A 25,292-nucleotide genomic window follows, 5' to 3' on the forward strand; every position below is an offset into this window, starting at 1 on the left:
AATGCTTCAAGTAAATTTCCTAAATTAGCTTGGTTAAATTTTTCGTATCTTTGATGCTTTACACCGTTATATTCGCGCCACCAACTGCTCAATCTTTCACGATTTTTCATAGATTGAACATCTTCATCCATTTTTACTTCCCCTGTTTTCTTACTTTTTTCTTCTATTTCTATTTCATGATTATAAAACATATTTTCAAAAGGCTTAAACAGCAGACTTTCACCAGTGATATTTAAAGTAACAGCAGTATTTCTCACCTCGGGAAAGTGGTCAAATAACATATCCATATTTCTACTAATACTAGAGCTTTTAGACTTACCTTTATTAATAAATTTATATATTTGCTCAAAGACGCTCTCTGTTTCAACACAGATAGCGAAATACAACTGCATGTTTTTAAGTGAGTAAGTATGAAAATTCGATTGAGTTATAGCAACGTAATCACTTATTTCTATGAGAGACTTTTCTAAGGATAAATAGTGTAGCCAAAATGGATTCAAATGATTGAGTTTCGTACTACCGCTTACTTTTTCCTTCATGTTTTATTCCATATAAAATTAATAACTATTAAAAATAATTTTTTATTTGAAACTTTAACCCCTCGGATGATGCTCCGCATGCAGCTTCTGCAATCTCGCCGTCGCCACATGGGTATATATCTGCGTGGTTGATAAATCACTATGCCCCAGCAACAACTGCACGCTACGTAAGTCCGCACCATGATTTAGCAAATGCGTGGCAAAAGCATGACGTAAGGTATGTGGCGATAGCTCTTTATCTATACTGGCAATTTTGGCGTACTTCTTTAATAAATACCAAAAGTTCTGCCGCGTCATATAGCCGCCTTGTGCGGTCAAAAACACCGCTTGGCAATTCCCCGATTTCAGGTGAGCAATCAAATCACCACGAGCATGCGTTAGATAATCTTCCAGCGCATCCGCTGCATATTCACCTAATGGAACCAATCGGGTTTTATTACCTTTACCGGTGATTTGTAGCCAGCCTGAATTTAGATTCACTTGTTCCAGTGACAGATTAATCAACTCACTGACCCGTAGACCGCAGGCATAGAGCACTTCTAGCATGGCTTTATCACGCAGTCCGAGCGCCGTGCTGGTATCAGGAGATGCTAGGAGATTATCAACATCGCCCTCGTTTAAATCCTTTGGTAATGGACGCCCAAGCTTTGGACTTTTAATACGCTCACAAGGGTTGTCTTCACGCAGGTTGCTAGCAATCATCCATAGATAAAACTGACGCAAGCTTGAGAGCATACGCGCTTGAGTACGTGGCGTTTTGCCGTCTTGGGTAAGCGTTGATAAGCAGTGCAGCACATCGTCGGGTTGCCAGCGTGTTAGAGCGATAGGATTGGTCAGCTCGCAAGAGCGCAGGTCGCGCACATAGGCATTACGCGTCCGCGTGGCTAGACCACGAGCCAGCATCGCTTGACGAAACTCGGTGATATAAGTAGGTTCATCATCAACGGCTAGCGCTTTAGGTTGGCGCTGTTGTACAGCACGGTCGCGGCTCATAATTTGATACTCAATGATTAATTATCAATTATTAAAGATTAGGCAGGTACTAAACACCATAATGAGGTAATTTCCGCACTACGCGCCGCATATAGAGGATCAGACTTATCTTGGCTGCGACCATGCTTAGGTTTTGTATCGAGGCGGTATTTTACTTTTAAATCGCTATCTGCAAACCAACCTAATAATTCCTCACGAGTACGCAGCTGCAAATGCTCAGCCAAATCTGACAGAATTAACCAGACTTCTCCTTGCTCAGCTAAATGAGTTTTCGCGCTCTGCAAAAACCCACGCAGCATGGTGCTATTGGCATCATAAACAGCGTACTCTAAAGGCGAGCTAGGCTTGGCAGGTAACCAAGGCGGATTACAGACAATTAAATTAGCGAGTGGCGCATCAGTCGGATACAAATCAGCTTGCTGCAACTGTACGTTAGTGAGTTTTAATCGCGTAAAATTTTCGCTAGCGCAGGCTAAAGCCCGTGGATTTAAATCGGTGGCAATCACCTGATTTACACCGCGCTGCGCTAAGATAATGGCAAGCAAGCCTGTGCCTGTGCCGATGTCATAAGCGATCTCATGAATGGTCGGCAGCGTCGCATCGAGCAGTAGCTGCACATACTCATGGCGGGTTGGTGCAAAAACGCCATAATGCGGGTAAATCGATAGACCTAAGCTTTCAACTGGCACGCCTTTTTCGCGCCACTGCGCTGCACCTAACGCCCCTTGCAAGTCACGAAATGAAAGTACACATGATTCATCAGCCGCGTTGTCTAACTGGCCAAAAGCTGCTGTACAGGCCGCGCTGACATCAGGGGCGCGACGCAGATGGCTGACATAATTGGCATCAAGCTCTAGTAGCAAGCGACTTAATATACGCGCACGCTGTGCTTGCATTTGCCGTTGTTGATGAAACAAGTTAGGTAGTTCTTTAGAGTTGACCGAATCAGACTCTGCGTTAGACTTAGCAGATTTATTAGCCGCTTTCTTTATTTTGCGCTGCTCAGAGCGCTCATTGGTACGCTCGATACGTCGGTTGAGCGCTTGTAGCAATTGCTTGGCATTATGAAAGTCACCGCGCCACAGCAGTGACGTGCCTTCGCAAGCCAAGCGGTACGCCTCATCAGCGGTTGTTTTGTCATCGACCAATACAATACGCGCAGGCGCTGCATGATTGCTCTCCGATAACCAGCGGGCACGACGTAAGGTTTCATTGCCATTTTCGTGCCACTGTACGTACTGCTGTTGGGTTGCTAACACGTTATCTACCTTTAATTTGTGAATGATATGTTTTGTACAAAGCAAAGATATCTTTGTGTTTTTGATGCTCTTAAATTATTAGTGCAAGGTCAACCGCATGCGTTCAAGCTTTTAAGCGCTCTTTTTCTTCACCAAATAACGATAAAGCGTGGCGCTGATAGGCGCGTTGTCATCGCTCACAATAGTGATTTCATCGGGATCGACATTTAAAGGTACATTTTCAGCAAGGGTTTCTTGCTGCACAAGCTCATGCCCTAAATGACGGCAAAAATTAGGAATATCGCGAGTGGTGGCTGGATCAGTGGCGAGGATCTCAATCACCTCGCCCGCATCAGCCTTACGGATGGTTCGATGCAGCATCATCACTGGCTCAGGGCAAATAAGCCCTTGGGTATCTAGATAATGTTGAATCGTGCTATCAGATATTGAAGTAGTCATAGTCGTCGTTTTAAATTAATAAAGTATGGTTAAAAAAGTTCTTTGCTAGCTATTGCTTAGCGTTATTTTCTGTTCAGCTGTTTTACACTTCTTCGGCGATTTCGGCTTCCTCAGCGTCTAAAAAGTTAAAAAAACGCTTAAAGCTCACCTTAAACAAAAATGCCACGCCAAGCCAGCAGGACAGCCCTAACCAAGCGGTATCGGCAAATAATAGCCCGCCAAGTAATATCACCGTGGATACGCCAATACTCATGGCAATCATCGACGGTTGGTTTAAGCGATAACGATAAATAACCAACGCATCGTAAATGGTAATGGGAATGGTCAACGCCACTAAAACGTAGGGCAAGTTATAGAAGAGTTGATAAAGCAGCTGATTGTCATGAAAGGCTTTGATACTGGCAATGGTACCAAAGACCATAAAGGCGAAGATAGCGGCATAAATAAGATAAATCGCTATTTGATTCGCTCGCTGAGCACCTTTGATACGAGCAATCGCAAGCGGAGCAAAGCCATGTTGCGATTTATTTTGCAGAGACTGGTCTGAGACAGTGGTCATAATAATCAGGCATTTATCCGTGTAGAGTGACGATATGTCAAAAATTAGCGCTATTGTAACAGCAAGCTAGTCGCTAATTTAGTCTGCTTTGATGGCATCGATGGCGATACTGCTACTGGGATCAGCGAAATAAGTCGACATCAGGATACAAGCAGAGATGTCATCGATGGGGTCGCGCTCATGCTTAATCCAGCCATTATCCCACGCGATCTCACGCGCCGCCACTGAAGTTAGGCGTTCATCGCAGAGGCTTACTACAACTGGCAGGTGCTGTTCCATGACTCGATGCGCTAGGCGACGGGCAAATTTGTGCGCGCGCTTCGACAGCATTGAGCTGCTACCATCCATATTAAGCGGCAACCCCACCACCACTTTTGTCACGCCCCATACCTTGATAATACCCAGTAGATTATCCCAATCAGGCTGGCCATTATTCATCGCTAAGATATCAAAAGCACGCGCGGTTTCGGTGATAGTGTTACCTAGCGCCATGCCCATTTTTTTGACGCCATAATCAAGCGCCAAAATAAGATGCGGCTTAATAACTGGTTCCACCATAGTCGTATCGGCAGTTTCGATTTCAGTGCTAGTTTTAGACTCTACCATCATTATGCATACTTCCTATTTTCATACTTATTGAGCTTCTGACTCAAGCGTGACCAATATCGCTACTTAAATAGTCAAAATTAACCCCAATCTTATCGGCAGCGATTTGCCAGCGTTCTTCAAATGGCGTATTAAACAATAAATTCAGATCAGCAGGACAGACGAGCCAGTCGCCACTAGCAAGCTCTTGGTCGAGTTGTTTTTTGCCCCAGCTGGCATGACCTAAGCACAGCTGATAATGACCAACGCCTTGACCGGCGGCGATACGCTTCAAGATATCTTGACTGGTAGTGATACAGACGTTTTCTGAGATGGCAAAAGACGATGCCCATTCTGGTTGACCTGTATGCAGGACAAAGCCGACCTCGGGATACATTGGACCACCTTCTAATGCCACATCTTCCATCACTTGCGGATCGGTGACTTCAATGTCTAAATCCTCTAGTAGTTTGCCCACGCGCGACTGCTCTAATGGACGATTGACCATCAGACCGAGGGCGCCATGTTTGTCATGACGACAGATATAAATCAGCGCCTGCTCAAACCGTGGGTCTGACAGCTCGGGTGCCGCGATTAAGAAATGATGGGTCAAATTGGCTTTAGACATAGCAACAAACGCAACCTAATAATAAAGGTGAAATAATAGAGAAGACACACCACTATATGGTGATAATGAGGGGGAAATCAACCGAGGCCAACAATCGCCATACGTTAGCCAGCAGTTATCTTTTTATAAATGATGGATACTTATAATCAAAATATCCTAAAAACGCTATGGTATTGCTGATATCAATTTTTTGCAGCCTCTGTCTGCGTAGGCACAGTAAGCAAGAAAAATTGATATCAGCAGTGCGCGATGTATCGATATGACTTTTCACTGACTATATTTTACATCAGACAATAGACTACGGGCATGATCACGGGTGACGTCAGTGATGGTCACACCGCCCGACATACGAGCCAACTCATCGACTTGCGCGCTGTCAGTCAATATTAACAGCTCACTTTCAGTCTGTTCGTCATGGTGTTTTTGTACCAAGATATGCTGATGCGCTTGCGCTGCGACTTGCGCCTGATGGGTAATGGCAAGTAGTTGCTGCGTCTGCCCAAGCTCGCGTAAGAGCTCACCGACCACTTGTGCGGTGCCGCCACTGATACCGACATCGACTTCATCAAATACTAGCATTGGCTTGGCGGCATTATTATCGGCATTGGTCGCTTGCAATACTTGCATGACCAGCGCCATGCGTGACAGCTCACCGCCTGAGGCAATCTTATGTAGCGGCTGCATCGGCATACCAACGTTGGCACTAAACAATAAGTCAATATCATAGCAACCTTGCGCACTATATTGGCTTGGATCTGCTTTCTTAGTAAAGACAAACTCGCAGCGGGCGTTGGGCAGGGCAAGCGGTTTTAATTGCTTAATCAGCTGCTTACTGATAGTTGGCGCCGCTTTTGTTCTTTCTTTATTTAGTTGGGTTGCTAGCGTCAGATACTCTTGCCATGCTTGTTCAATTTGCGCTGCCATGGCATCACTGCTTGGTTCGTTTTCAAGCTGCTCTAATTGCGCTTCCCAGCCTTTGGCCTCGTTAATCAAGTCGCTTGCTGGCAAGCTATGCTTACGTGACAAGCGGTGACCTAAGCTGATTAAATTGTCTAATGCTTGCAAGCGCTCTGGGTCAGGCAGTTGCTGCTCGGCATAATCTGAGAGTAGAGCGGTCACCTCAGTGATTTGCTGCTGTGCTAAATGTAGCTGCTCGGAAGCTTGCTCAAAGGTTTGACTAACCCCCAGCTGATGATCACAGAGCTTGATGGCCTGTCCTAATAAGGTCATGACGTCAGGCTCATCGGTATCATTGTCGAGTAGATGAAGACCGTGACTGGCCTCTTGCATTAACGCTTCGATATTAGACAGCTCTTCGTGCTCCGCTTCGACTTCCGCATAATCAACCGCCAGTAATGGGGCAATATCAGCCAGCTGACTTTGCAATAGTTGGATTCTATCTTGACGCTGAGCTTCGCGGCTGGCAATGTCATCCGCACGGCGTTTAAGCTGCTGATAAGCTTGATAGCTGCTAGCCGTTTGTGCCGCTAGTGGCGTGATTTGTGCCATCTCATCGAGCCATTGCACCACAAACTGCGGCTTAAGCAACGCTTGCTGAGCATGTTGGCTATGGATATTAACCAGTAATGCACCCAAACTTTTAAGCTCTGCCAAGCTCACTGGCGTGCCATTGAGCCATGCTTTGGAGCGCCCTGTGTTGCTCAATTGACGACGAATCAATACTTCCGGCTCTTCTAGCGCTCGCTCATTTTTGGCAAACCATTCAGCAACAACATTGTTATTTTCCACATCGAACTGCGCATAAATATCCGCATTTGCAGCGCCATGTCTGACCATCGCACTGTCTGCACGCTCGCCTGCACATAAGGATAGCGCATCTAGTAATAGCGACTTACCAGCCCCTGTCTCACCGGTAATGACATTAAAGCCTTCAGCCACACTCAGCTCATGCTGAGCAATCAATGCAAACTGATGTAAAGTTAATGATACAAGCATCAACGCCTCTCATGACAGACAATCAACCTCACATAAAAGCATGGGAGGTCATATCTAAAATAGGGTAAATAAAGAATTAAAATGGTAGGGGTAATAGTACTAAATAGACAATAGCCATTGGTAAATAGTATGGTGTCAAACGCTATTAAATACAAATTTTAAAGTCGTCAAATACTGCGAACTAACTAGGAAAGACTATCATAAAAATTCAATAAGCCTATGATAAAAAAGCAGTTAACCGTCTTAATAATCGCCTTAATAGCTATCATAAGCGTGATAATGAGCGACTGTCATAATAAGTTATTATCATTAAACAGCAATCGCCATAATGGGGCGCAACGTATATACACTATAGGCATCAGTCGATGGCTGCAAAGCGAATGGTTAAGAATTATTCAGCCTAAAAACGCAACAAAATTTTCATTGGTCCTGTAACAAACTTTATAGATATAATGTGGTAGCATAATCTCACATAATGATAAACTCTTACCACTAGATTTTTAGCCATTGTGCGACATAGCGTGTTTTTACTATAGTGCAAAATGCGTAGTACAACCTAGGTAGAGTAAGCAGTTCAATACGTTACTTATTTTTTAGTTTGGCAATAATTATTTGATAAGGAAGCCACTATGACAGCGGCGCAATTTACCAGTGTGACAGTCAATGCCCAAGCCACGATATCTTATGATGGTCGTTGCTCAAGCCATACCATTATGTTCGAGGATGGTCGGCACAAAACATTAGGTGTGATTTTACCTTGCGACAATTTGGTCGAGCATTATCACTTCAGTACCAATACCTCCGAGCGTATCGAAATTATCAGCGGCGAGTGTGAAGTCAAAATAAATGGTGATGAAGAGTTCAGCTACTATCGCGCGGGACAATCATTCGTCGTTGAAGGCAACAGTGGCTTTAACTTACGCACAGAGGAAATCGTGCAGTATATCTGTCATTTAGAAGGTTGATACTATTACCAGTTAAAGGTTCCAAAAGACAGTTTATAGCGGCTTAGCCCTCAAAAAGAAATAAATCTTGCGATAAGGTTTATTTCTTTTTTTTGGTGACATTATTTTGTTTAAGCCCTTGATTAATTGCTACAATTATCGTCATATCTCCCTTTTCTATCGCAGTGTGCGATAGCCACCTTATAACCGGCAGTCCTATTATGGCAAAACCCATTTATTTCTATGGCATTCATGCTATTGATGCGTTACTCGAACATCGTCCTCTTGATGGCCTTAGCTTGTTTGTACAGCAAGGGCGCGAGAGCGACAGTCATGTTAAAGCGATTATGGCGCAGGCAGCAGATAATGGCATCAGCATTCAACCGACGCAAAAAGACAAGCTCACGCAACTGTGTGGTAGCCCGCAGCATCAAGGTGTGGTGCTGAATGCACGACCGTTAGGTTTCGCTGATGAAGGCTTGCTTGATATTATCATCGGCCGTGAACAGTGTCTGCTATTGGTTTTGGATCAAATCACCGATGCGCATAACTTTGGTGCGTGCTTGCGTACCGCCGTTGCCATGGGTGTTGATGCGGTGGTTTGCCCAAAACATCATGCGGCGAGCCTCACGCCTACGGTTGCGAAAGTGTCGGTAGGGGCAGCAGAGATGATGCCTATTATTAGCGTTACCAATTTGGCACGCACGCTGACGCAAATCAAAAATGCCGGCGTCTTTGTATTCGGTACAGCACTCAATGCAGAGGCGAAGCCGATACATGAGGCAGACTTGACAGGTAAAACAGCTATTATTATGGGGTCAGAAGGAGAGGGCATGCGCCGCCTGACGACGGAGAGCTGTGATGAGCTGGTTTATATTCCGATGTCAGGCAATGAGCATGGCAACTTACAAAGCTTAAATGTAAGCGTTGCCACGGGCATGGCGCTATATGAAGTTAATCGGCAGCGTACTTTAGCTGCTGGGCAAGCGTAAGATAGCTCTGATGTAGTGGCTCTAATTTTAGGTAGAGATCAGCCAAATTACCATCATTAAGTACGACATCATCAGCGTGCTGATTCCGCTCTTCGCGGCTTAGCTGATTGACCATGATGGCTTTAATCTTTTGTACGCTTTGTTCATCTCGCTGGCTGGCACGGGTCAGCTGGGTGTCCACCGCCGCATCCATGACCAAAATACGCTGGCATAAATTGGCCAGCCCTGCTTCCGCCGCTTCGATGAGTAGTGGCGCTGACAACACCACATAAGGTGAGGTGCTTTCGGCCAGCTGTAGTTTTGCCGCCTCACGTATCGCTGGATGGGTAATCGCTTCTAGCTCAATCAGTGCTTCTGGATAAGTAAAAACATGCGTTCTTACCGCTGCCCGATCCATATCTCCTTTTTCATTCACTACCCAATCACCAAACTTCTTCTGGATTTTGCGTAGCGTTGCGCTGCCTTTGGCAACGACTTGATGGGCAATGACATCGGCATCAATAATATCAATGCCTTGCTCAGCGAACCAATCACTGGCGGCAGATTTACCACTACCGATGCCCCCGGTTAGACCTACTACTAGCGTCTTGCTTTTCTTTTGTGGGCTTTGTGGTTGATGAGAATAAGGCGAAGCTGTTGTGGCATATTTTGACATAATAATGACTTATCTAACGGATAGAATGGCAGTAATAAACTGAGAAAATAGTTTGTGACCCTAAGTATACATGCCCAAGTACCAACTGACGATATCTGAGCCATATAATAAAGCAACAATACCAGCCACTGCGATATAAGGACCAAAGGCAAAAGGCTTACTCTCACCTTGTTTTTTCATCAAGATAATCCCAACGATTGAACCGAGTAGGGAAGACAATAAAATAATCAATGGCAACATCATGGGCCCAAGCCAAGCACCCAGTACTGCTAGGAGCTTAAAGTCACCTTGTCCCATGCCATGTTTTTTGGTGATAAGGAAGAATACTTTGACCACTATCCATAATGATAAAAACCCAAACAACAAGCCCCAAATAGACTGAGTTGGTGAGACGAACCAGCTTTGTGAATTGACGGCCAATCCTAAACCCGCTAACGGAAAGGTTAGGCGATCTGGCAGTAGCTGGGTATCAAAATCGATACCCGTTAATGCAACTAGCGTCCATACTAAAACTAAGGCGGACAACCCAGCGGCACTGACCCCAAACTGATAGATGACCAGTATGGATAACAAGGCAGTGACGAGCTCAACCAAAGGATAACGCAGACCGATAGCAGCATTACAGTTTGAGCAGCGCCCACGTAACAGCAGCCAGCTTATTAAGGGTACGTTCTCATACCACTTTATTTTGTGCGCGCAGTGAGGGCAGCGCGACGCTGGTCGACTCAACGTAATAGGGGTATCCGCTGCGACGATATCAGTCAGTGGTATAGTATGCTCTTGCGGCATGTCTGCTTGCTGCGCCATAAATTGACTACATTCTTGACGCCAGCTATAGACCATCATCAGCGGCATACGGTGAATCACCACATTTAAAAAACTGCCCACACAAAGGCCCAACAGACCAAATACGACTAACGCTACCGTCATATTACTTTGTAATAATTCTATAAATTGCATTAAATCGCTGTCCTTTCCGTCATCTTTAACCTACCACTGAGCCCATTTGGAAGATTGGCAAATACATCGCAATCACCAAGCCACCGACCAAAACCCCCAACACAGCCATAATCATAGGCTCCATCAGACTGGTCAAGCCGTCGACCGCATTGTCGACTTCGTTTTCGTAATAGACCGCTACTTTATCTAGCATTTCTTCTAAGCTACCAGACTCTTCACCGATACCAACCATTTGAATGGCCATACTTGGAAATAGATTGGTAGAGCGTATCGAAAACTGCAATTGTTGACCAGTAGATACGTCATTTTTGATTTGCTGCGTCGCATTATAAAACACGACGTTATTAGTGGCGCCAGCAGTCGAATCTAGGGCGTCGATAAGGGGTACACCAGCGGCAAAGGTGGTAGATAAGGTACGAGCGAAACGCGCGATAATGGCTTGATAAGCAATATTGCCAAATATTGGTATTTTTAATACGGCACGGTCTAAAAAGTCTCGGAATTTCTTAGAGCGTTTTTTGGCTTCTGAAAAACCAATAATCGCCCCACCAATGAGAATAATCAAAATAAACCACCACGCCTGCATCCATTCTGACATGCCAACGACCATTTGGGTAAAGGCAGGGAGCTCTGCACCAAAAGATTCAAATAAGTCTGAGAATACAGGGACTACTTTGATAAGCAGAATCATGGTAACGATAACAGCGACGACAATAACCGCGATAGGATATTTTACCGCTTTTTTAATTTTGGCTTTTAATAATTCGCTTTTTTCTTTATAAGTGGCAACCCGCTCCAGCATGGTCTCAAGCGCACCTGATTGCTCGCCAGAGTCGACGAGCGAGCAAAACAGATCATCAAAATAGCGTGGGTGTTTACGCAAGGCTGAGGCAAAAGTCCCACCGGCTTCGATATCGGCTTTTATTTGCAAAACCAGTTCTTTCATACTGGGATTATCCAATGAGTCCGCGACAATCTCAAAGGACTGGGTCAATGGCACGCCCGCTTTCATCATGGTTGCCAATTGACGGGCAAAGATGGCAATATCAATAGGTTTGATGGGTTTTTTGAAGGTGTAGAGGGGCTTGGGCTTTTTCTTGATACCTTTGACGGTGATGCCTTGTTTGCGCAGAGTAGCTTTTGCCAGCTCTAGGCTACGACTGGTGGTTTCGCCCTTTACTTTTTGTCCGCGTCGATTTACCCCGTCATAGACAAAGTCTAACAGCATGTCGGTCTTCGCTTTTGCCATGTTACTACCCTCAAGATTTGTCTAATATAGATATTGCAAAGAAATACAACGATGCCTAACTTATTACACAAAGATGGCATACTTTATTTTAACGTAAAAAACCAGTATAACTCTGTTTTATTTTTAAGTACATCTGAGTAAGTATTATTGCTGGTTTATAAAAATAACGCCATTCGAAGTCAAGACTATTTAAAAGCAATGCTATCAATGCCTAGAGAGTAGAAATAATAAGGCGATTTAGCGTTCATCATTATTCAGAGGTAACGCGCATCATTTCTTGAATACTGGTCACGCCTTGTAAAACTTTTAACACCCCAGAGCGGCGCAAGTCTCGAAAGCCATTTTTGAGAGCCGCATCTTTGATATCAATTGCGTTGCCATCTTCCATGATAATCCGAGAAATATCAGGGCTGACTTTCATCACCTCGTAGATACCTACACGGCCTTTATAACCTTCGCGGCATTCGTTACAGCCTACGGGTTCATAGATGACATTGTCTGGGTTGTCCAAATCGGTGTCAGTAAAGCCAAGCTCAAGCAAGCTTTGCCGTGGCACGTTGATGGGTTTTTTACAGTTTTTACATAAGCGCCGTGCTAGGCGCTGGGCGATAACCAAGTTCACTGACGTGGCAATGTTAAAGGAAGCCACACCCATGTTGCGTAGGCGGGTCAAGGTCTCTGGTGCTGAGTTGGTATGCAGGGTCGAAAGCACCATATGGCCGGTTTGCGCAGCCTTAATGGCAATCTCTGCCGTTTCAAGGTCACGAATCTCACCCACCATTACGATGTCAGGATCTTGACGTAAGAATGACTTTAGCGCATTGGCGAAAGTCAGCCCCACTTTAGCATTCACGTTGACCTGATTAATGCCTTCGAGGTTAATCTCGACCGGATCTTCGGCAGTGGAGATGTTCGTTGCGCCTGTGTTCAAAATGTTAATGCCGGTATAGAGTGACACCGTTTTACCAGAACCAGTCGGACCAGTAATCAGTAGCATACCTTGCGGTTTATGCAACGCTTCCAAAAACATGTCTTGTTGGTCAGGCTCATAACCAAGAGCCTCGATACCAAGCATGGCGGATGACGGGTCCAAAATACGCAATACAAGCTTTTCACCAAACAAGGTCGGTAATGAGTTGACCCGGAAATCGATGGCTTTATTTTTAGATATTTTGAGCTTAATGCGCCCATCTTGTGGTATGCGGCGTTCTGAGATGTCCATCTGTGACATCACCTTTAGCCGCGCTGCAATTTTGCTAGCGAGCTGTACTGGCGGGTTGGCCATTTTTTGCATGACACCGTCGACACGGAAGCGAACACGAAAGCTTTTTTCATACGGTTCAAAATGCAAATCTGAGGCGCCCATACGAATGGCGTCGACCAGCATTTTATTGACAAACTTTACGACAGGGGCTTCGTCGATGTTATCGCTAAGCTTGGTTTCACCTTCCTCTTCTTCACCGTCTTCAAAGCCAATATTTAAGTCACTGTCAGAAAAACTATCAAAACTTTGCATGGTATCGGCATACAGACTCTCGATACGTCTTTTTAGCTTATCTTCTTCGACGACGACGGTTTCAATAGAGAGGCGAGAGTTAAAGGCAATAGCATCAATAGCATCTATACGTGTTGGATCGCTTAAAGCAACAAATAAGCGCTGCCCACGCTTAAAGAGGGGAAGGGCGTGAAACTTGCGTACAATTTTTTCATCGACCAAATCTTTTGGAATGACATCCGCACTGATTGCGTCAAGATCAAAGAGCGGATCGCCAAAAGCCTGTGACAGCATTTGTGCCAGTTGATAAGCATTGGCTAATTTATTGTCTACCAAATAAGGTACGAGCCCGATTTGCTGTTGCTGCGATTCTGTCTGCGCAGTTTTCATATGCGCTTCGCTTACGATACCTTCGCTAATCAGCTGCTGGGCTAAACCACCGTATTTATTGGCTGTGATAGACATAATGACCTCTCTTTGATATCGAATGTTTTGCTAAAACCCGCTTGCTAAGTATTTGAGTATTTAAGTATTGATGGTTTTCATGAGTAGCTCTTAATCATTAATTATCATCAATGTTGGTTAAAGTCGTTTGAGATAAGTAGTTTTAAGCGGCTGTTATTTTTTAGTATTCATAGTAGTGACTGTATTTTTTTAAGCTTTATATAGGGTATGCCACTATATATAAGCCATTTTGCTTCAGCTCGCACTATACTATAGCACTTGTGAAATATTTGTTATACTGGCGCGCATATGAGCCGAATTGGCAGGAATACATGAGACAAGGTAGATGAGTATGCAAGCTTGGGTAATTGGCAATTGGAAGCAAAATCCAGCAACGAGCCACGACGTCAATGCGCTACTAGATGACTTATTAACTGCCGTTGATACCGAAGAGCAAGTGGTCAAAAATAGCTGCAGGTTAATGGTGGCACCCAGTTGTATTCACTTGGCTGCTGTCAGCGTCCGCTTAAAAGATACCTCAGTGCTGTGTGCAGCGCAAGATATTAGTGCGCATAGTGCGAACACTGGTGCGTATACGGGGGATTGTTCCGCGCAGCAAGTGGTTGATGCTGGCGCAACTTGGACGATACTTGGTCACTCTGAACGCCGTCAATACCATCAAGAGTCTCATGAGTGCTTGCTGCAAAAGCTGACTCATGCGCTGACGCAAAATTTGGGCGTGGTATTTTGTATTGGTGAGACCCAAGCACAATATGATGATAAGCAGACGCTGCCAGTCATTGATACGCAGTTGTCAGTTATCAAAGACTTGCTAGCGCAACAGCCCGAGCTTACTGCCTCATTGTCTGAGCGCTTAATCATTGCCTACGAGCCAGTATGGGCGATTGGGACGGGTAAAGTGCCAACCGTGGCAGAGGTGAGCGCCACGCATCAACATATTAAGCAGACGGTTGCAGGCTTCGCTGATTCATTGGACACGATGACCGTACTATATGGTGGTAGTGTTAATGTCGATAACGCCGATAGTTTTGCGGCAGACCCTATGATAGATGGCGCATTAGTCGGCGGCGCGTCATTAAAAGCAGAAAGTTTTTTAGCGATTGCCGAGGCCTTTAGCCGTGCTATGGCTTAATAAAATTAAATAAAACATCCATTTAACAAATATTGAATGGCCACCTTATTCAAAAAATGTCTTTATCAGTTGGCAAAAGTGGGTTTAACAGTGCCCTTGCAATCGTGTACAATGCGCCTTATTTATATAATCGATTTGGCGTCATTACACGCTAAGCGCTATTATTAACCCCTACGATTTATTTTTCGTTATCAGTCGTCATTACGCGGCAAAAGAGGCCACCATGTTTACGTTTATATTAGCCCTGCACATTATCGTGGCAATTGCCATGATTGGCTTGATTTTGATACAGCATGGCAAAGGGGCAGACGCTGGGGCTTCTTTTGGCGCTGGTTCCTCAGGTACCGTATTTGGCGCTGCTGGGACCGCAAACTTTTTGACGCGTGCGACGGCAGTGTTAACCGTGATATTTTTTATCACCAGTATGACGCTGGCTGTACATGCGCGTAAGCAGGCAGAAGATCAGTTTCGTTTAGATGCGCCCGTGTCAGCACCACAAACGCCGCGCCCGTTAACGCAAAATCCTCAGTAGTTATTTTTTTAAAACGCTATCTCTAGAAACGGTATCTTTAATAACTGTTTTTTAGTATTCATTTTTAATCATTGTCTTTTAATGAAGGCAGCGCTTGCTATTTTAAGGCGTTAGATTTACAATGCTTTTTCTGTTTTTACAGTCTGATTCTATCGATGCCTACCTTAAGCATCTATTACGATAGATTAGACAGCAAAAGTAAAGCAGTGAAAAATGCGATTGTGGTGGAATTGGTAGACACGCCATCTTGAGGGGGTGGTGGCGCAAGCTGTGGGGGTTCAAGTCCCCCCAATCGCACCAAGTTTTATGGACGCTGCATAGCGTCAGGTTGGATTTTTTGGTAGCAAACGTTTGATTTAGACTTTATTTAAAATAAACGTTGACACTTCTACAAAACCTCCCTATAATATGCGTTCTAGATTGATGCGGGGTGGAGCAGTCTGGTAGCTCGTCGGGCTCATAACCCGAAGGTCGTTGGTTCAAATCCAGCCCCCGCTACCACTTTTTATACTGATGTTTTGTACACTAAATTTGTCAGTAACGATTAGCCCACCATTATGCTTGTGGGTTTTTTTGTATCTGCTGCTCGGTGTTATCGCGGTATCTATCCTACTTATGCTAAGCTCTAAGCCTATAGAATACGATACTATTCGTTACTGGGCGTCACTTGCTGCTACCAGCGCGATGATTCGTAAGCACACTATCTTTTATTCCTCACTCTTTTATCGATAGTACTGCTTTATGAATAATAAAAGCATTGTTTGGCTGAGCTTGATGTTTTCTATGCTCATCCTTATATAAACGCACAACGCATCTTAATAGATGTTTGTGGTTTAACATAATGACCGTGACTTATATTCATTAATAATAAATCAATATTCGTTAATAATAAATCAAAGTTGATACAGTTACGGTTTACTCAATAAGATAGATAAGTGAATAGGAAAATATAAATAGATTATGAAGCTTTCGACCAAAGTTACAGAACTGACCAAGATTATTGCCCCCGCCGTTGCTGCTTGTGATGTGGCATTATGGGGCATTGAATTTGCACCGCAAGGCAATCGCTCTTTATTACGTATTTATATTGAAGCTTTGCCAGAAGAGCAAGCCCAAGATAAGCAAGTAACCATTGAGAACTGTGCGGCAGTGAATCACCAAGTAAGCGGTATTCTTGAAGTGCATGACCCTATTGCTGGTGAGTACATTTTAGAAGTGTCATCACCTGGCTTTGACCGTGCGTTCTTCTCAGATGAGCAGATGCATGGCTATGTGGGTCAAACAGTGAGCTTGCGTTTGATACAAGCCATTGGTGAAGGCGATCAAAAACGCCGCAAAGCAACAGGTACTTTAGACAGTATCGATGAGACGTCTCTAAAGCTGACATCTGCTGATGGTGAGCAGTTCGAAATTGCTCTGAGTAATATTGATAAAGCCCACTTGATTTATGAAGATGTCTAATTGCAATATTCAATGGTAATGTAGTATTAATCCATATTTTGACCCCTAAATAGCGTATAACTGACGGTGACAATACAACGTCAATATGCCAATTATAAAATTTAAGTCAATTATAAAATGATAGGACAGGTATAGCATGAGTCGTGAAATCTTAACGGTAGTAGAAACTGTCAGTAATGAAAAGGGCTTAAATCCTGAAGATATCTTTGAAGCGATAGAAGACGCTTTGGTGGTATCGACTAAGAAAAAAGTATATACCGAACAGCCAGAAGTGGCGGTGCGGGTATCAATCGATCGTGCAACTGGCGATTATGATACGTACCGTTATTGGACAGTGGTTGCCGATGAAGACCATGAAATGCCAGCCTGTCAGCTGGCTATTACCGATCTTGATCAAGAAGAATGGTCAATTGGGGATATCAAAGAAGAGCAGATTGAGTCGATTGAATTTGGTCGTATTGCTGCTACCCAAGCCAAGCAAGTTATCATCCAAAAAATTCGTGAAGCTGAGCGTGCTCTAGTAGCAGACGCTTTCGAGCCACGTGTTGGTGAGATGATGTATGGCGAAGTCAAAAAACAGACACGCGATGGCTATATTATTGATCTAGGGGATAATGCTGAAGGCTATCTGTCACGTGATCAAATGCTGCCCCGTGAGCAATTACGTGCAAAATCTCGTATCAATGCCATTTTATATCATGTCAACCGCGAAAATCGCGGTGCACAGTTGCTTTTATCACGTACCCATCCCGAAATGCTATCAGCTTTGATGCAAAAAGAAGTGCCTGAGATTGCCGAACAAATTATTGAAATTCGTAACGTCGCTCGTTTGCCGGGTACTCGTGCTAAAATAGCGGTCAAAACCAACGATCATCGTATTGATCCGGTTGGCGCTTGTATTGGTATGCGTGGTACGCGTATCCAAGCGGTTCAGCAAGAGCTTGATGGTGAGCGTATTGATGTGGTGGTTTGGTCAGATGATCCAGCCCAATTTATCATCAGCTCTTTAGAGCCTGCGGATGTTAGTAGTATCATCCTAGATGAAGACATGCAGACCGCTGATATCATCTTTAGCACCAACGATCAGTTAGCGCGCGCCATTGGCTCACAAGGTCAAAACGTCCGTCTGGCCTCTGAGCTAACGGGTTATAAGCTCAATATGATGCTAGAAGAAGAGTATCAGCAGCGCCAACAAAACGAATCAAAAGCGTTCATCGAGTTATTTTATGAGCGCTTAGAAGTTGATAAAGATTTGGCCCAAGCGCTCGTCGATATTGGTTTTACCAGTATTGAAGAAGTGGCTTACGTACCGGTTGAAACCTTCTATGACATCGAAGGTCTCGACGACGAAGCGATCGACATGATTCAAGAACGTGCTAAAGAAGTCGTCATCGCTGATGAGCTGGTTAAACAACAGAACATGAAAGAGCCAAGTCAAGAACTGCAAGATCTTGAAGGAATGACGGTCAGTTGGGCTTATAAAATGGCACAAAAAGACATCATTACCGTTGATGACTTGGCAGAACAAGCCGTCTTCGATTTAGAAGATATCGAAGGATTAGATACCGAAACCGCAGGAAAACTCATCATGAAAGCTCGGGAATCTTGGTTCAATGAATAAGCGGTAACTGCATATCGCTGTCTTTTAGTGATATGCTATCGATAATAAAGTGCTGGTATTTATGTCGCATCATCAAATGCAACACAACCATCAGCCTTAACCCAATCATTTGTAGCCAACAACTGAATTGAACATATAGCAAATAATAGACAGTAGGTGATAATAAATGGCAGATAAGACCGTCAAAGAACTGGCAGATATGGTAGGCAAAACCGCAAGTGCTGTACAACAGCAACTGGTGGACGCTGGGCTGCCTGCTCGCGCAGAGGGTGACCTAGTCACCGAGCTTGAGCAAGAGAAGTTGGTGACGTATTTAAAGCAAAGTCATGGTCAGCAAGAAAAGCGTCGTATTAGTCTCAAGTCTAAAACAACGAGCACTGCGCGTGTGACCGGCTCTTCAGGTAAATCGAAGAGTGTCAATGTGGAAGTGCGTAAAAAGAAAGTGTTCGAGAAGCCTGATCCAGAAAAAATGGCTGAAGAATTGGCTGCGCGTGAGCAAGCGATGATCGAATCGCAAGAGCGTGCTGCTAAAGATGCTGAAGAGCGTGCGGCGACTAAGAAAAAAGCCGAAGAACGTCAAGCGGCAACCTTAGCGGCAATGCGTGCAAGCTTAGGCTCTAGCAAAAAGTCAGACGATAAGAATGACGATATTTCTACTTCAGTGGTTGTGAAGAAGGGTGGCAAGGCGACTGTAGAAGTCAAGCCGAAAGAGCAACCGAAGAAAAAAGTCGCGGCGACGAAACCAAAAGTTGAAACCGCCGCTGAGCGTAAAGCTCGCGAAGTACGCGAAAAAGAAGAAAATCGTCTACGCGAAATCGAGACAGAAACACGCCGTGTTCAAGCGGAAGAAGCGCAGAAGCGTACACTTGAGCAAATGCGTAAAATGGCTGGTAAATATACGGACCAGCCTGCTGCGGAAGTTCGTAAAGATGAGCCACTAGCCGAAGGTTTGGTCGGTGATGCACTAGAAGAATCATTCGAAAAAGAACGTCGCGAAATCAAGCGCGGTACTAGTAGTACTAGTGCCCGTGGTCGTGGTCGTCGTAAGAATCAAGACGAGCGTGAAATGAAAAACCGCAAAAACGGTTTACGTTCAACGCAAGCGTCACAGCATAAGTTTGAAAAGCCTGTCGAAAAAATCGTTTATGATGTCGAGATCAGTGAGCAAATTACCGTCGCAGATCTTGCCCAACGTATGGCAGTTAAAGCTCGTGAAGTCACTAAATTACTCATGAAAATGGGTGAAATGGCTCGTGAGTCAGATACCATTGATCAAGCGACAGCCAGTCTAATCGTTGAAGAGATGGGTCATAACCCTGTACCAGTCAGCGACACCAAGGTTGAAGACGATTTACAAGTTGCAGTCAATGAGCGCAGCAGTAACGTACAAACGCGTCCACCAGTTGTCACTATTATGGGCCACGTCGATCATGGTAAAACGTCTCTACTAGATAAAATTCGTGAGACTAAAGTTGCCACAGGCGAAGCTGGCGGTATTACTCAGCATATCGGTGCTTACCACGTTAAAACCGATCGTGGTGTGATTACTTTCTTAGATACTCCAGGTCACGCAGCCTTTAGTGCAATGCGTTCACGTGGTGCGCAAGCGACAGATATCGTCGTAATCGTTGTCGCTGCTGATGATGGTATGATGCCACAAACAGAAGAAGCAATTGATCATGCACGCGCCGCTGGCACACCGATTATCGTTGCTATCAACAAAATGGATAAGCCAAGCGCTGATCCTGATCGTGTCCTTAATGAATTGACTGCTAAAGAAGTCGTTTCAGAAGAGTGGGGCGGTGATACACCAATGGCGCGTATTTCAGCCAAAACCGGTGATGGTATTGATGGGCTATTAGAGCTTATTAGCTTACAAGCAGAACTAATGGAGCTAGAAGCACCGTTAGATGGTGCTGCGCAAGGTGTGGTGATTGAATCAAGACTTGAAAAAGGTCGTGGTCCTGTTGTCAGTGTGCTCGTCAAAAAAGGCACACTAAAGCAAGGCGACTTGGTCTTAGCGGGCGAGTATTATGGTAAAGTCCGTGCGATGACTGATGAACATGGTCAACGTATCCAGTCAGCTGGCCCTTCTATTCCAGTAGAGATCTTAGGCTTGCCTGAAACGCCGGCTGCTGGTAGCGAATTCTTAGTCGTCACTGATGAGAAAAAAGCCCGTGAAGTCGCTGATTTCAGAACCAATCGTGAGCGTGAGCGTCAGCTTGAACGTCAGAACGCCATGCGCTTAGAAAGCATGTTCGATCAGATGGAACAAGGCGATGTGTCATTCTTGAACATCGTACTTAAGACCGATGTCCGTGGTTCGCTTGAAGCGTTACTATCGGCATTGAATGAGCTGTCTACTGATGAAGTAAAAGTCAGAGTCATTAGCTCAGGTGTCGGTCCCATCTCTGAGTCTGATGTTACGCTTGCCGAATCTAGCGAAGCGGTACTGTTAGGCTTCAACGTTCGTGCAGATGCGACCGCACGCCGTAAAGCAGACGCAGCTAACATGGATATTCGTTATTATAGCGTTATCTATGGCTTGATTGACGATGTGAAAGCAGCCATGAGTGGCATGCTTGCGCCTGAACATCGCGAGAAAATCTTGGGTGTTGCCGATGTTCGTGAAGTATTCCGCTCTAGTAAGTTCGGTGCAGCTGCCGGTTGTATGGTGGTTGAAGGTACGATCTATCGCAACAAGCCTATCCGCGTATTGCGTGATGACCAAGTTATCTTTACCGGTCAATTGCAATCGTTACGTCGCTATAAAGAAGACGTCAACGAAGTACGCACTGGTATGGAATGTGGTCTAGCGGTTCGTGGCTATGATGTCGAAGCTGGTGATAAGATCGAAGTCTTTGAAATCCAAGAGTTCGAACGTACTATCTAAGCCTTCTTGTAGCATTGCACTATATGTGCTGAGCAAGTTAAGCTTAGACTACCGTAATAACGATATGCTTAGGCCTAACAGGTACATCCTGCTAGGCCTTTTTTGACAAATATCAGTTCTTCAGCTTATTCGTAAGCCAATATAGCAACCAATAAAAAAAGCTATTTTAAAAACAAGGTAATAACATGAACCAACGTTTACAACGCTTAGCGGATCAAATCCAGCGTGAGCTTGCCGTTCTTATTCGCGACGCAGTCAATGACCCACGTCTGACGGGTTTTGTCACCATCTCTAGTGTCAAGGTCAGCCCAGACTTAGGGTATGCGGACGTCTATGTCACTATCATGGAGCCAGAGCTTAATGATGCGATGACCAAAACCAACCACGAAGAAAGCATCAAGGTACTGAATAAAGCCGCCGGTTTTTTGCGTACCGAATTGAGCCATAGCCTCAAGACTCGTACCACGCCGCGTCTGCGCTTTCATTATGATGAAGTAACGGCTCGTGGCAACTATATGATGGACTTAATCAGTCAAGCGGTTATCAAAACTGAGCAGAATGAAGATGAAGTCGATAGTAAAGAAAATGATGACTCATGACAATGACTAGTCAAAAGACAACGGATAAACAAAAGGTCTCCGGCGTTATCTTAATTGATAAGCCGCAGGGTATGACCTCACAGCAAGTGGTCTCAAAAGTGAAGTATTTGCTTAAGTCTCCTATCCATGACAGCAAAAAAGCAGGTCATACGGGTACGCTTGATCCAATGGCTACCGGCCTCTTGCCTATTTGCATGGGTGAGGCCACAAAGTTTAGCCATTATCAGCTTGATGCTGACAAATCCTATCAAGCGACGATACTGCTTGGTAGTCAGACAGATACTGGTGATGCAGATGGTCAAATCGTTGCACAGGCGGCTATTCCAATATTTGATGAAGCGCTATTAAAAGACGTTGCCCAGCAGTTTTTAGGCGCTCAGCAACAAATTCCACCAATGTATTCTGCCTTAAAGAAAGACGGTAAAAAACTCTACGAATACGCCCGTGCGGGTATCGAAGTCGATAGACCGCCAAGAGATATCGTGATCAAAGCAATCGAGTTAAAAGCTATCGATAATGAGCAGGTTCAATTGACGGTGACTTGTACCAAAGGTACTTACGTGCGTGTATTGGCAGAAGATATTGCCAAGGTAATGGGTACATTAGGACATTTAATCGCACTGCGCCGTACGCAGGTTGGCAAGTTTGGTATAGCTGAAGCGACTTCTTTATCAGCGTTAGAGGCGCTATCGTTAGATAAGCGGCAGGCACAAATCCTTCCGATCGATGCGTGTGTTGATATAAAGGCTGAGCTTACATTAAGCGCCGAACAGTATGCCCGTGTCCATATGGGGCAACGCTTGAATGTCTTTGAGCAGCTAACAGACAGTCTACGCGACTATATTTCAACCAGTATTAGCCATCAGCCTTCTGTGTCAGCAAGCAATGCTACCCAATTAGATAGTGAGGTTATTAATAGTGACGATGAACAGCAACCATTAGCCCATGAGATAGCAGTTGATATACGCTTGCTAGATGAGCATGGGCAGTTTATTGGCTTGGGTGCTGTTAGTCTTAATGGTCGACTACAACCTAAAAAGTTAATTCAGCGTTAGAATCTTCTTTGCTAAGCTCATCATTGTTCGTACGTTTCGTATGACTGTAAGCCTATGAATCCTCCTAAAACTTACTAACAGTTTACACTAATCACATATCCTCACATTTTATTGCAGGTTTCACCTATGGTGAGACCTGTTTTTTTTGTACAGTAGATACACCAGCTAGGAAAGACTGGATCAAAAATAAACTGGAAAAACAATATAACAATAAAAAATAAGAATAAAAAGTATGTAGAAAGGACATTCTTTAATAAGAAAAAATATGTCAGAGGAAGACTATTATTAATGCAAAAATCATTTATCAAATCATAATAAACAACAAAAATTATCGCGCAATAATAAATTCGATTATAAAAACTCAAATGTAAATAAACAGAAACAAGTATAGACAGAAAAGGAAATATTATGAAAACGATCGCTTTTTTACTACACAATAATTTTGAGCAAGCAGAATACGAAGACGTTAATAACCAGCTGAAAGACAAAGGTTACAAGACCCTTCTGATCACTACTAATGAAGATAAAGAAGTGCAAGCTATGCAGCAAGATGTAAATAAAGGTGATACCTTTACTGCTGATATCTTCGTAAAAGATGCAAATGTTTCCGATTATGATGCATTGGTATTACCAGGTGGTACGGTCAATGCGGATACCATTCGCGGTAATAAAGAAGCCCATGATATTATCAATGCTATCAATGATGCAGGTAAACCATTAGCTGTGATATGCCACGCTCCTTGGGCGCTTATCAACACGGGCATTGCTAAAGGCAAAACACTAACAGCCTATCATACGCTGCAAACCGATCTAGAAAATGCTGGTGCGACGTACGTCGACAAGACTGTACAAGTCGATGGCAATTTAATTACTTCGCGTAATCCAGACGATATCAGTAACTTTGTCGATGCTATCGATAAAGCATTGTCTTAAATTTTGCTTCATTTATTCAAAGATGAAAAATTAAAAATTCTCAACTATTTATAATTACAATTAAGGAAAATATTATGTCTAACTCTAACCCAAATGATGCTGAACTTGAGCAACAACGTGCTGAGTCAGCAACAGCTGCCCTGAAGAGCCAAACTGAAAACAACCATACCGAAGAATCAGAAGCGGCCGCTGATCGCATCGCTGATAATTTAGAGAATGCAAAAAAAGATAAATAAAAAGGCTCTGCGTTATGTAGCGGTCTACGCTATTTAATGTAAGCATTATTTTATATAAACATTATTTCGTTGAGTCTTTACGCATTGATTCGAATATTCATAATTTTGAATGCTAATAAGTATGAACGGTGCGGTAAAGAGTTCACTTAATGAAAATGCTAATCTAGGAGTCATTATGAGTAATTCATCAAAAAACATGGATTCACAAGAACAAGAGATTGAAAAGCTAGCAGAAGATATCAACCCTAGCGAAGATGCTAGCCCTGATAGCTTAGCAGAAGCCACTACAGCCCCTCTTGCTGATGACGAGCTAGGTGGAAATGCAAACGAAGATGACGTGAAAAAGTAAGTCATTAGACTTTTCTAACAATTTATCAGGATCTTGCAAAATCATAGCTGTTATATAAGATTTCTGAATCGATGAATTCTATCGGCATAAAACTATTATGAAAAACTGCTGCTAGTTCAGCAGTTTTTTGTTATAATTGCCGTCACATTTAATAATGCTTTTAGATTAAGCCGATTATTTAGCTCACTGCTCGAAGCAGATTAATGAGTTGAGTGAATTTTTGCTGATATCTGGCTTATTTTTAAATGGTTTTATCATACATTGGGCTTGTCGTACACTAGGTCAACTCTAGTAATGCAGGGTTGTCCTGAATGGCGCACAAGTTACTTTATTTACTATTCTATTGCTTGTAAGATGGCTTAATTTGAGTACATCTTGGAGCTTTTAGCATTGCCGGAGATATTTATGCTAACTAATACCGATCGTGAACAAATCATTTCTCAGTACCAGCGCGGCGAAAACGATACTGGTTCTCCAGAAGTTCAAGTAGCTTTGTTGAGCGCACGTATCAACGATTTGCAGAACCATTTTAAAGCGCACAAAGCTGACCATCATAGCCGTCGCGGTCTTATCCGTATGGTTAACACGCGCCGTAAATTGCTTGATTACCTAAAAGGTAAAGATCTTGGTCGTTATACCACCCTTATTAGCCAGTTAGGTCTACGTCGTTAATTTAACGACAATAGTACGAGTGGTCGCTAAAATAACAGATGCCATCTTATGGCGCTATTTCAGATTTTTTGCTAAACCGCTTGGAACTTGCT

The 25,292-nt window shown here is 43.9% G+C and carries 25 protein-coding genes and 2 tRNA genes; 15 read left to right on the forward strand and 12 right to left on the reverse strand.

What is annotated here, in order from left to right; genetic code table 11:
- The 8 genes from CXF65_RS04240 to recN form a co-directional block, all read right to left on the reverse strand.
- Positions 1-539, reverse strand: a 539-nt coding sequence (locus tag CXF65_RS04240; protein WP_101211160.1) for a hypothetical protein, incomplete at its 3' end; no start/stop codon positions are given.
- 54 nt (positions 540-593) lie between these two features.
- Positions 594-1,532, reverse strand: a complete 939-nt coding sequence (gene xerD / locus CXF65_RS04245; RefSeq protein ID WP_101211161.1) for a site-specific tyrosine recombinase XerD — start codon at positions 1,530-1,532, stop codon at positions 594-596.
- Between the two features lie 38 nt (positions 1,533-1,570).
- The gene (locus CXF65_RS04250; RefSeq protein ID WP_101211162.1) at positions 1,571-2,791 is read right to left on the reverse strand and encodes a methyltransferase; all 1,221 of its coding nucleotides are present in this window, start codon (positions 2,789-2,791) and stop codon (positions 1,571-1,573) included.
- A gap of 111 nt (positions 2,792-2,902) precedes the next feature.
- Positions 2,903-3,229, reverse strand: coding sequence for a sulfurtransferase TusA (gene tusA / locus CXF65_RS04255; RefSeq protein ID WP_025652600.1), 327 nt, complete (start codon positions 3,227-3,229; stop codon positions 2,903-2,905).
- An 82-nt stretch (positions 3,230-3,311) separates the two neighbouring features.
- Positions 3,312-3,788, reverse strand: coding sequence for a hypothetical protein (locus tag CXF65_RS04260; protein ID WP_025652599.1), 477 nt, complete (start codon positions 3,786-3,788; stop codon positions 3,312-3,314).
- Positions 3,789-3,866: 78 nt separating this feature from the next.
- Entirely contained in the window at positions 3,867-4,397 is a 531-nt protein-coding gene (gene ruvX / locus CXF65_RS04265; protein ID WP_413772493.1) for a Holliday junction resolvase RuvX, read from the reverse strand.
- A gap of 40 nt (positions 4,398-4,437) precedes the next feature.
- Entirely contained in the window at positions 4,438-5,001 is a 564-nt protein-coding gene (locus CXF65_RS04270; RefSeq protein WP_025652597.1) for a YqgE/AlgH family protein, read from the reverse strand.
- A 267-nt stretch (positions 5,002-5,268) separates the two neighbouring features.
- Positions 5,269-6,957, reverse strand: coding sequence for a DNA repair protein RecN (gene recN / locus CXF65_RS04275; protein WP_101211163.1), 1,689 nt, complete (start codon positions 6,955-6,957; stop codon positions 5,269-5,271).
- Between the two features lie 629 nt (positions 6,958-7,586).
- On the opposite strand from recN, the gene CXF65_RS04280 reads away from it, so the two are divergent.
- Complete coding sequence (locus tag CXF65_RS04280) at positions 7,587-7,922, forward strand: pyrimidine/purine nucleoside phosphorylase (RefSeq protein ID WP_010197725.1); 336 nt, start codon at positions 7,587-7,589, stop codon at positions 7,920-7,922.
- A 200-nt stretch (positions 7,923-8,122) separates the two neighbouring features.
- A complete protein-coding gene (gene rlmB, locus CXF65_RS04285) occupies positions 8,123-8,893 on the forward strand; it encodes a 23S rRNA (guanosine(2251)-2'-O)-methyltransferase RlmB (RefSeq protein WP_101211164.1) in 771 nt (256 codons plus the stop codon).
- Here the strand turns inward: rlmB and coaE are convergent.
- The 4 genes from coaE to pilB all read right to left on the reverse strand — a co-directional run bounded on the left by coaE (position 8,856) and on the right by pilB (position 13,717).
- Positions 8,856-9,548, reverse strand: coding sequence for a dephospho-CoA kinase (coaE, locus tag CXF65_RS04290; protein ID WP_101211165.1), 693 nt, complete (start codon positions 9,546-9,548; stop codon positions 8,856-8,858). The two genes, rlmB and coaE, sit on opposite strands and share 38 nt — an antisense overlap.
- 60 nt (positions 9,549-9,608) lie before the next feature.
- Positions 9,609-10,508 (reverse strand): prepilin peptidase, encoded by a 900-nt coding sequence (locus CXF65_RS04295; protein WP_101211166.1) that lies wholly within the window; start codon positions 10,506-10,508, stop codon positions 9,609-9,611.
- Between the two features lie 25 nt (positions 10,509-10,533).
- The gene (locus tag CXF65_RS04300) at positions 10,534-11,757 is read right to left on the reverse strand and encodes a type II secretion system F family protein (protein ID WP_025652592.1); all 1,224 of its coding nucleotides are present in this window, start codon (positions 11,755-11,757) and stop codon (positions 10,534-10,536) included.
- Between the two features lie 250 nt (positions 11,758-12,007).
- Complete coding sequence (pilB, locus tag CXF65_RS04305; protein ID WP_025652591.1) at positions 12,008-13,717, reverse strand: type IV-A pilus assembly ATPase PilB; 1,710 nt, start codon at positions 13,715-13,717, stop codon at positions 12,008-12,010.
- 331 nt (positions 13,718-14,048) lie between these two features.
- On the opposite strand from pilB, the gene tpiA reads away from it, so the two are divergent.
- The 13 genes from tpiA to rpsO all read left to right on the forward strand — a co-directional run bounded on the left by tpiA (position 14,049) and on the right by rpsO (position 25,200).
- The gene (gene tpiA / locus CXF65_RS04310; protein WP_101211167.1) at positions 14,049-14,849 is read left to right on the forward strand and encodes a triose-phosphate isomerase; all 801 of its coding nucleotides are present in this window, start codon (positions 14,049-14,051) and stop codon (positions 14,847-14,849) included.
- Between the two features lie 223 nt (positions 14,850-15,072).
- Positions 15,073-15,381, forward strand: a complete 309-nt coding sequence (secG, locus tag CXF65_RS04315; protein WP_025652589.1) for a preprotein translocase subunit SecG — start codon at positions 15,073-15,075, stop codon at positions 15,379-15,381.
- A gap of 215 nt (positions 15,382-15,596) precedes the next feature.
- Positions 15,597-15,681 (forward strand) — tRNA-Leu (locus tag CXF65_RS04320).
- A 124-nt stretch (positions 15,682-15,805) separates the two neighbouring features.
- Positions 15,806-15,882: transfer RNA gene (locus CXF65_RS04325), tRNA-Met, on the forward strand.
- A 459-nt stretch (positions 15,883-16,341) separates the two neighbouring features.
- The gene (gene rimP, locus CXF65_RS04330; RefSeq protein WP_025652588.1) at positions 16,342-16,842 is read left to right on the forward strand and encodes a ribosome maturation factor RimP; all 501 of its coding nucleotides are present in this window, start codon (positions 16,342-16,344) and stop codon (positions 16,840-16,842) included.
- Between the two features lie 136 nt (positions 16,843-16,978).
- A complete protein-coding gene (gene nusA / locus CXF65_RS04335; protein WP_101211168.1) occupies positions 16,979-18,463 on the forward strand; it encodes a transcription termination factor NusA in 1,485 nt (494 codons plus the stop codon).
- Between the two features lie 166 nt (positions 18,464-18,629).
- Entirely contained in the window at positions 18,630-21,356 is a 2,727-nt protein-coding gene (gene infB / locus CXF65_RS04340) for a translation initiation factor IF-2 (protein ID WP_025652585.1), read from the forward strand.
- Positions 21,357-21,541: 185 nt separating this feature from the next.
- A complete protein-coding gene (locus CXF65_RS04345; protein ID WP_025652584.1) occupies positions 21,542-21,955 on the forward strand; it encodes a ribosome-binding factor A in 414 nt (137 codons plus the stop codon).
- Positions 21,952-23,010 (forward strand): tRNA pseudouridine(55) synthase TruB, encoded by a 1,059-nt coding sequence (gene truB / locus CXF65_RS04350; protein WP_101211169.1) that lies wholly within the window; start codon positions 21,952-21,954, stop codon positions 23,008-23,010. Before CXF65_RS04345 ends, truB begins: the two co-directional genes overlap by 4 nt.
- 408 nt (positions 23,011-23,418) lie before the next feature.
- Positions 23,419-23,943 carry a type 1 glutamine amidotransferase domain-containing protein gene (locus CXF65_RS04355; protein ID WP_025652582.1) on the forward strand — a complete coding sequence of 175 codons (525 nt, stop codon included), beginning with the start codon at positions 23,419-23,421 and terminating at the stop codon, positions 23,941-23,943.
- A 74-nt stretch (positions 23,944-24,017) separates the two neighbouring features.
- Positions 24,018-24,179, forward strand: a complete 162-nt coding sequence (locus CXF65_RS14910; RefSeq protein ID WP_156915649.1) for a hypothetical protein — start codon at positions 24,018-24,020, stop codon at positions 24,177-24,179.
- Positions 24,180-24,354: 175 nt separating this feature from the next.
- Entirely contained in the window at positions 24,355-24,528 is a 174-nt protein-coding gene (locus tag CXF65_RS15025; RefSeq protein ID WP_198015448.1) for a hypothetical protein, read from the forward strand.
- A 405-nt stretch (positions 24,529-24,933) separates the two neighbouring features.
- Positions 24,934-25,200: a 30S ribosomal protein S15 gene (gene rpsO / locus CXF65_RS04360; protein WP_025652581.1), complete on the forward strand. Its 267-nt coding sequence runs from the start codon at positions 24,934-24,936 to the stop codon at positions 25,198-25,200.
- The last annotated feature ends 92 nt before the right edge of the window (positions 25,201-25,292 follow it).

This window comes from Psychrobacter sp. Sarcosine-3u-12 (assembly GCF_002836005.1).
Taxonomy (GTDB): domain Bacteria; phylum Pseudomonadota; class Gammaproteobacteria; order Pseudomonadales; family Moraxellaceae; genus Psychrobacter; species Psychrobacter okhotskensis.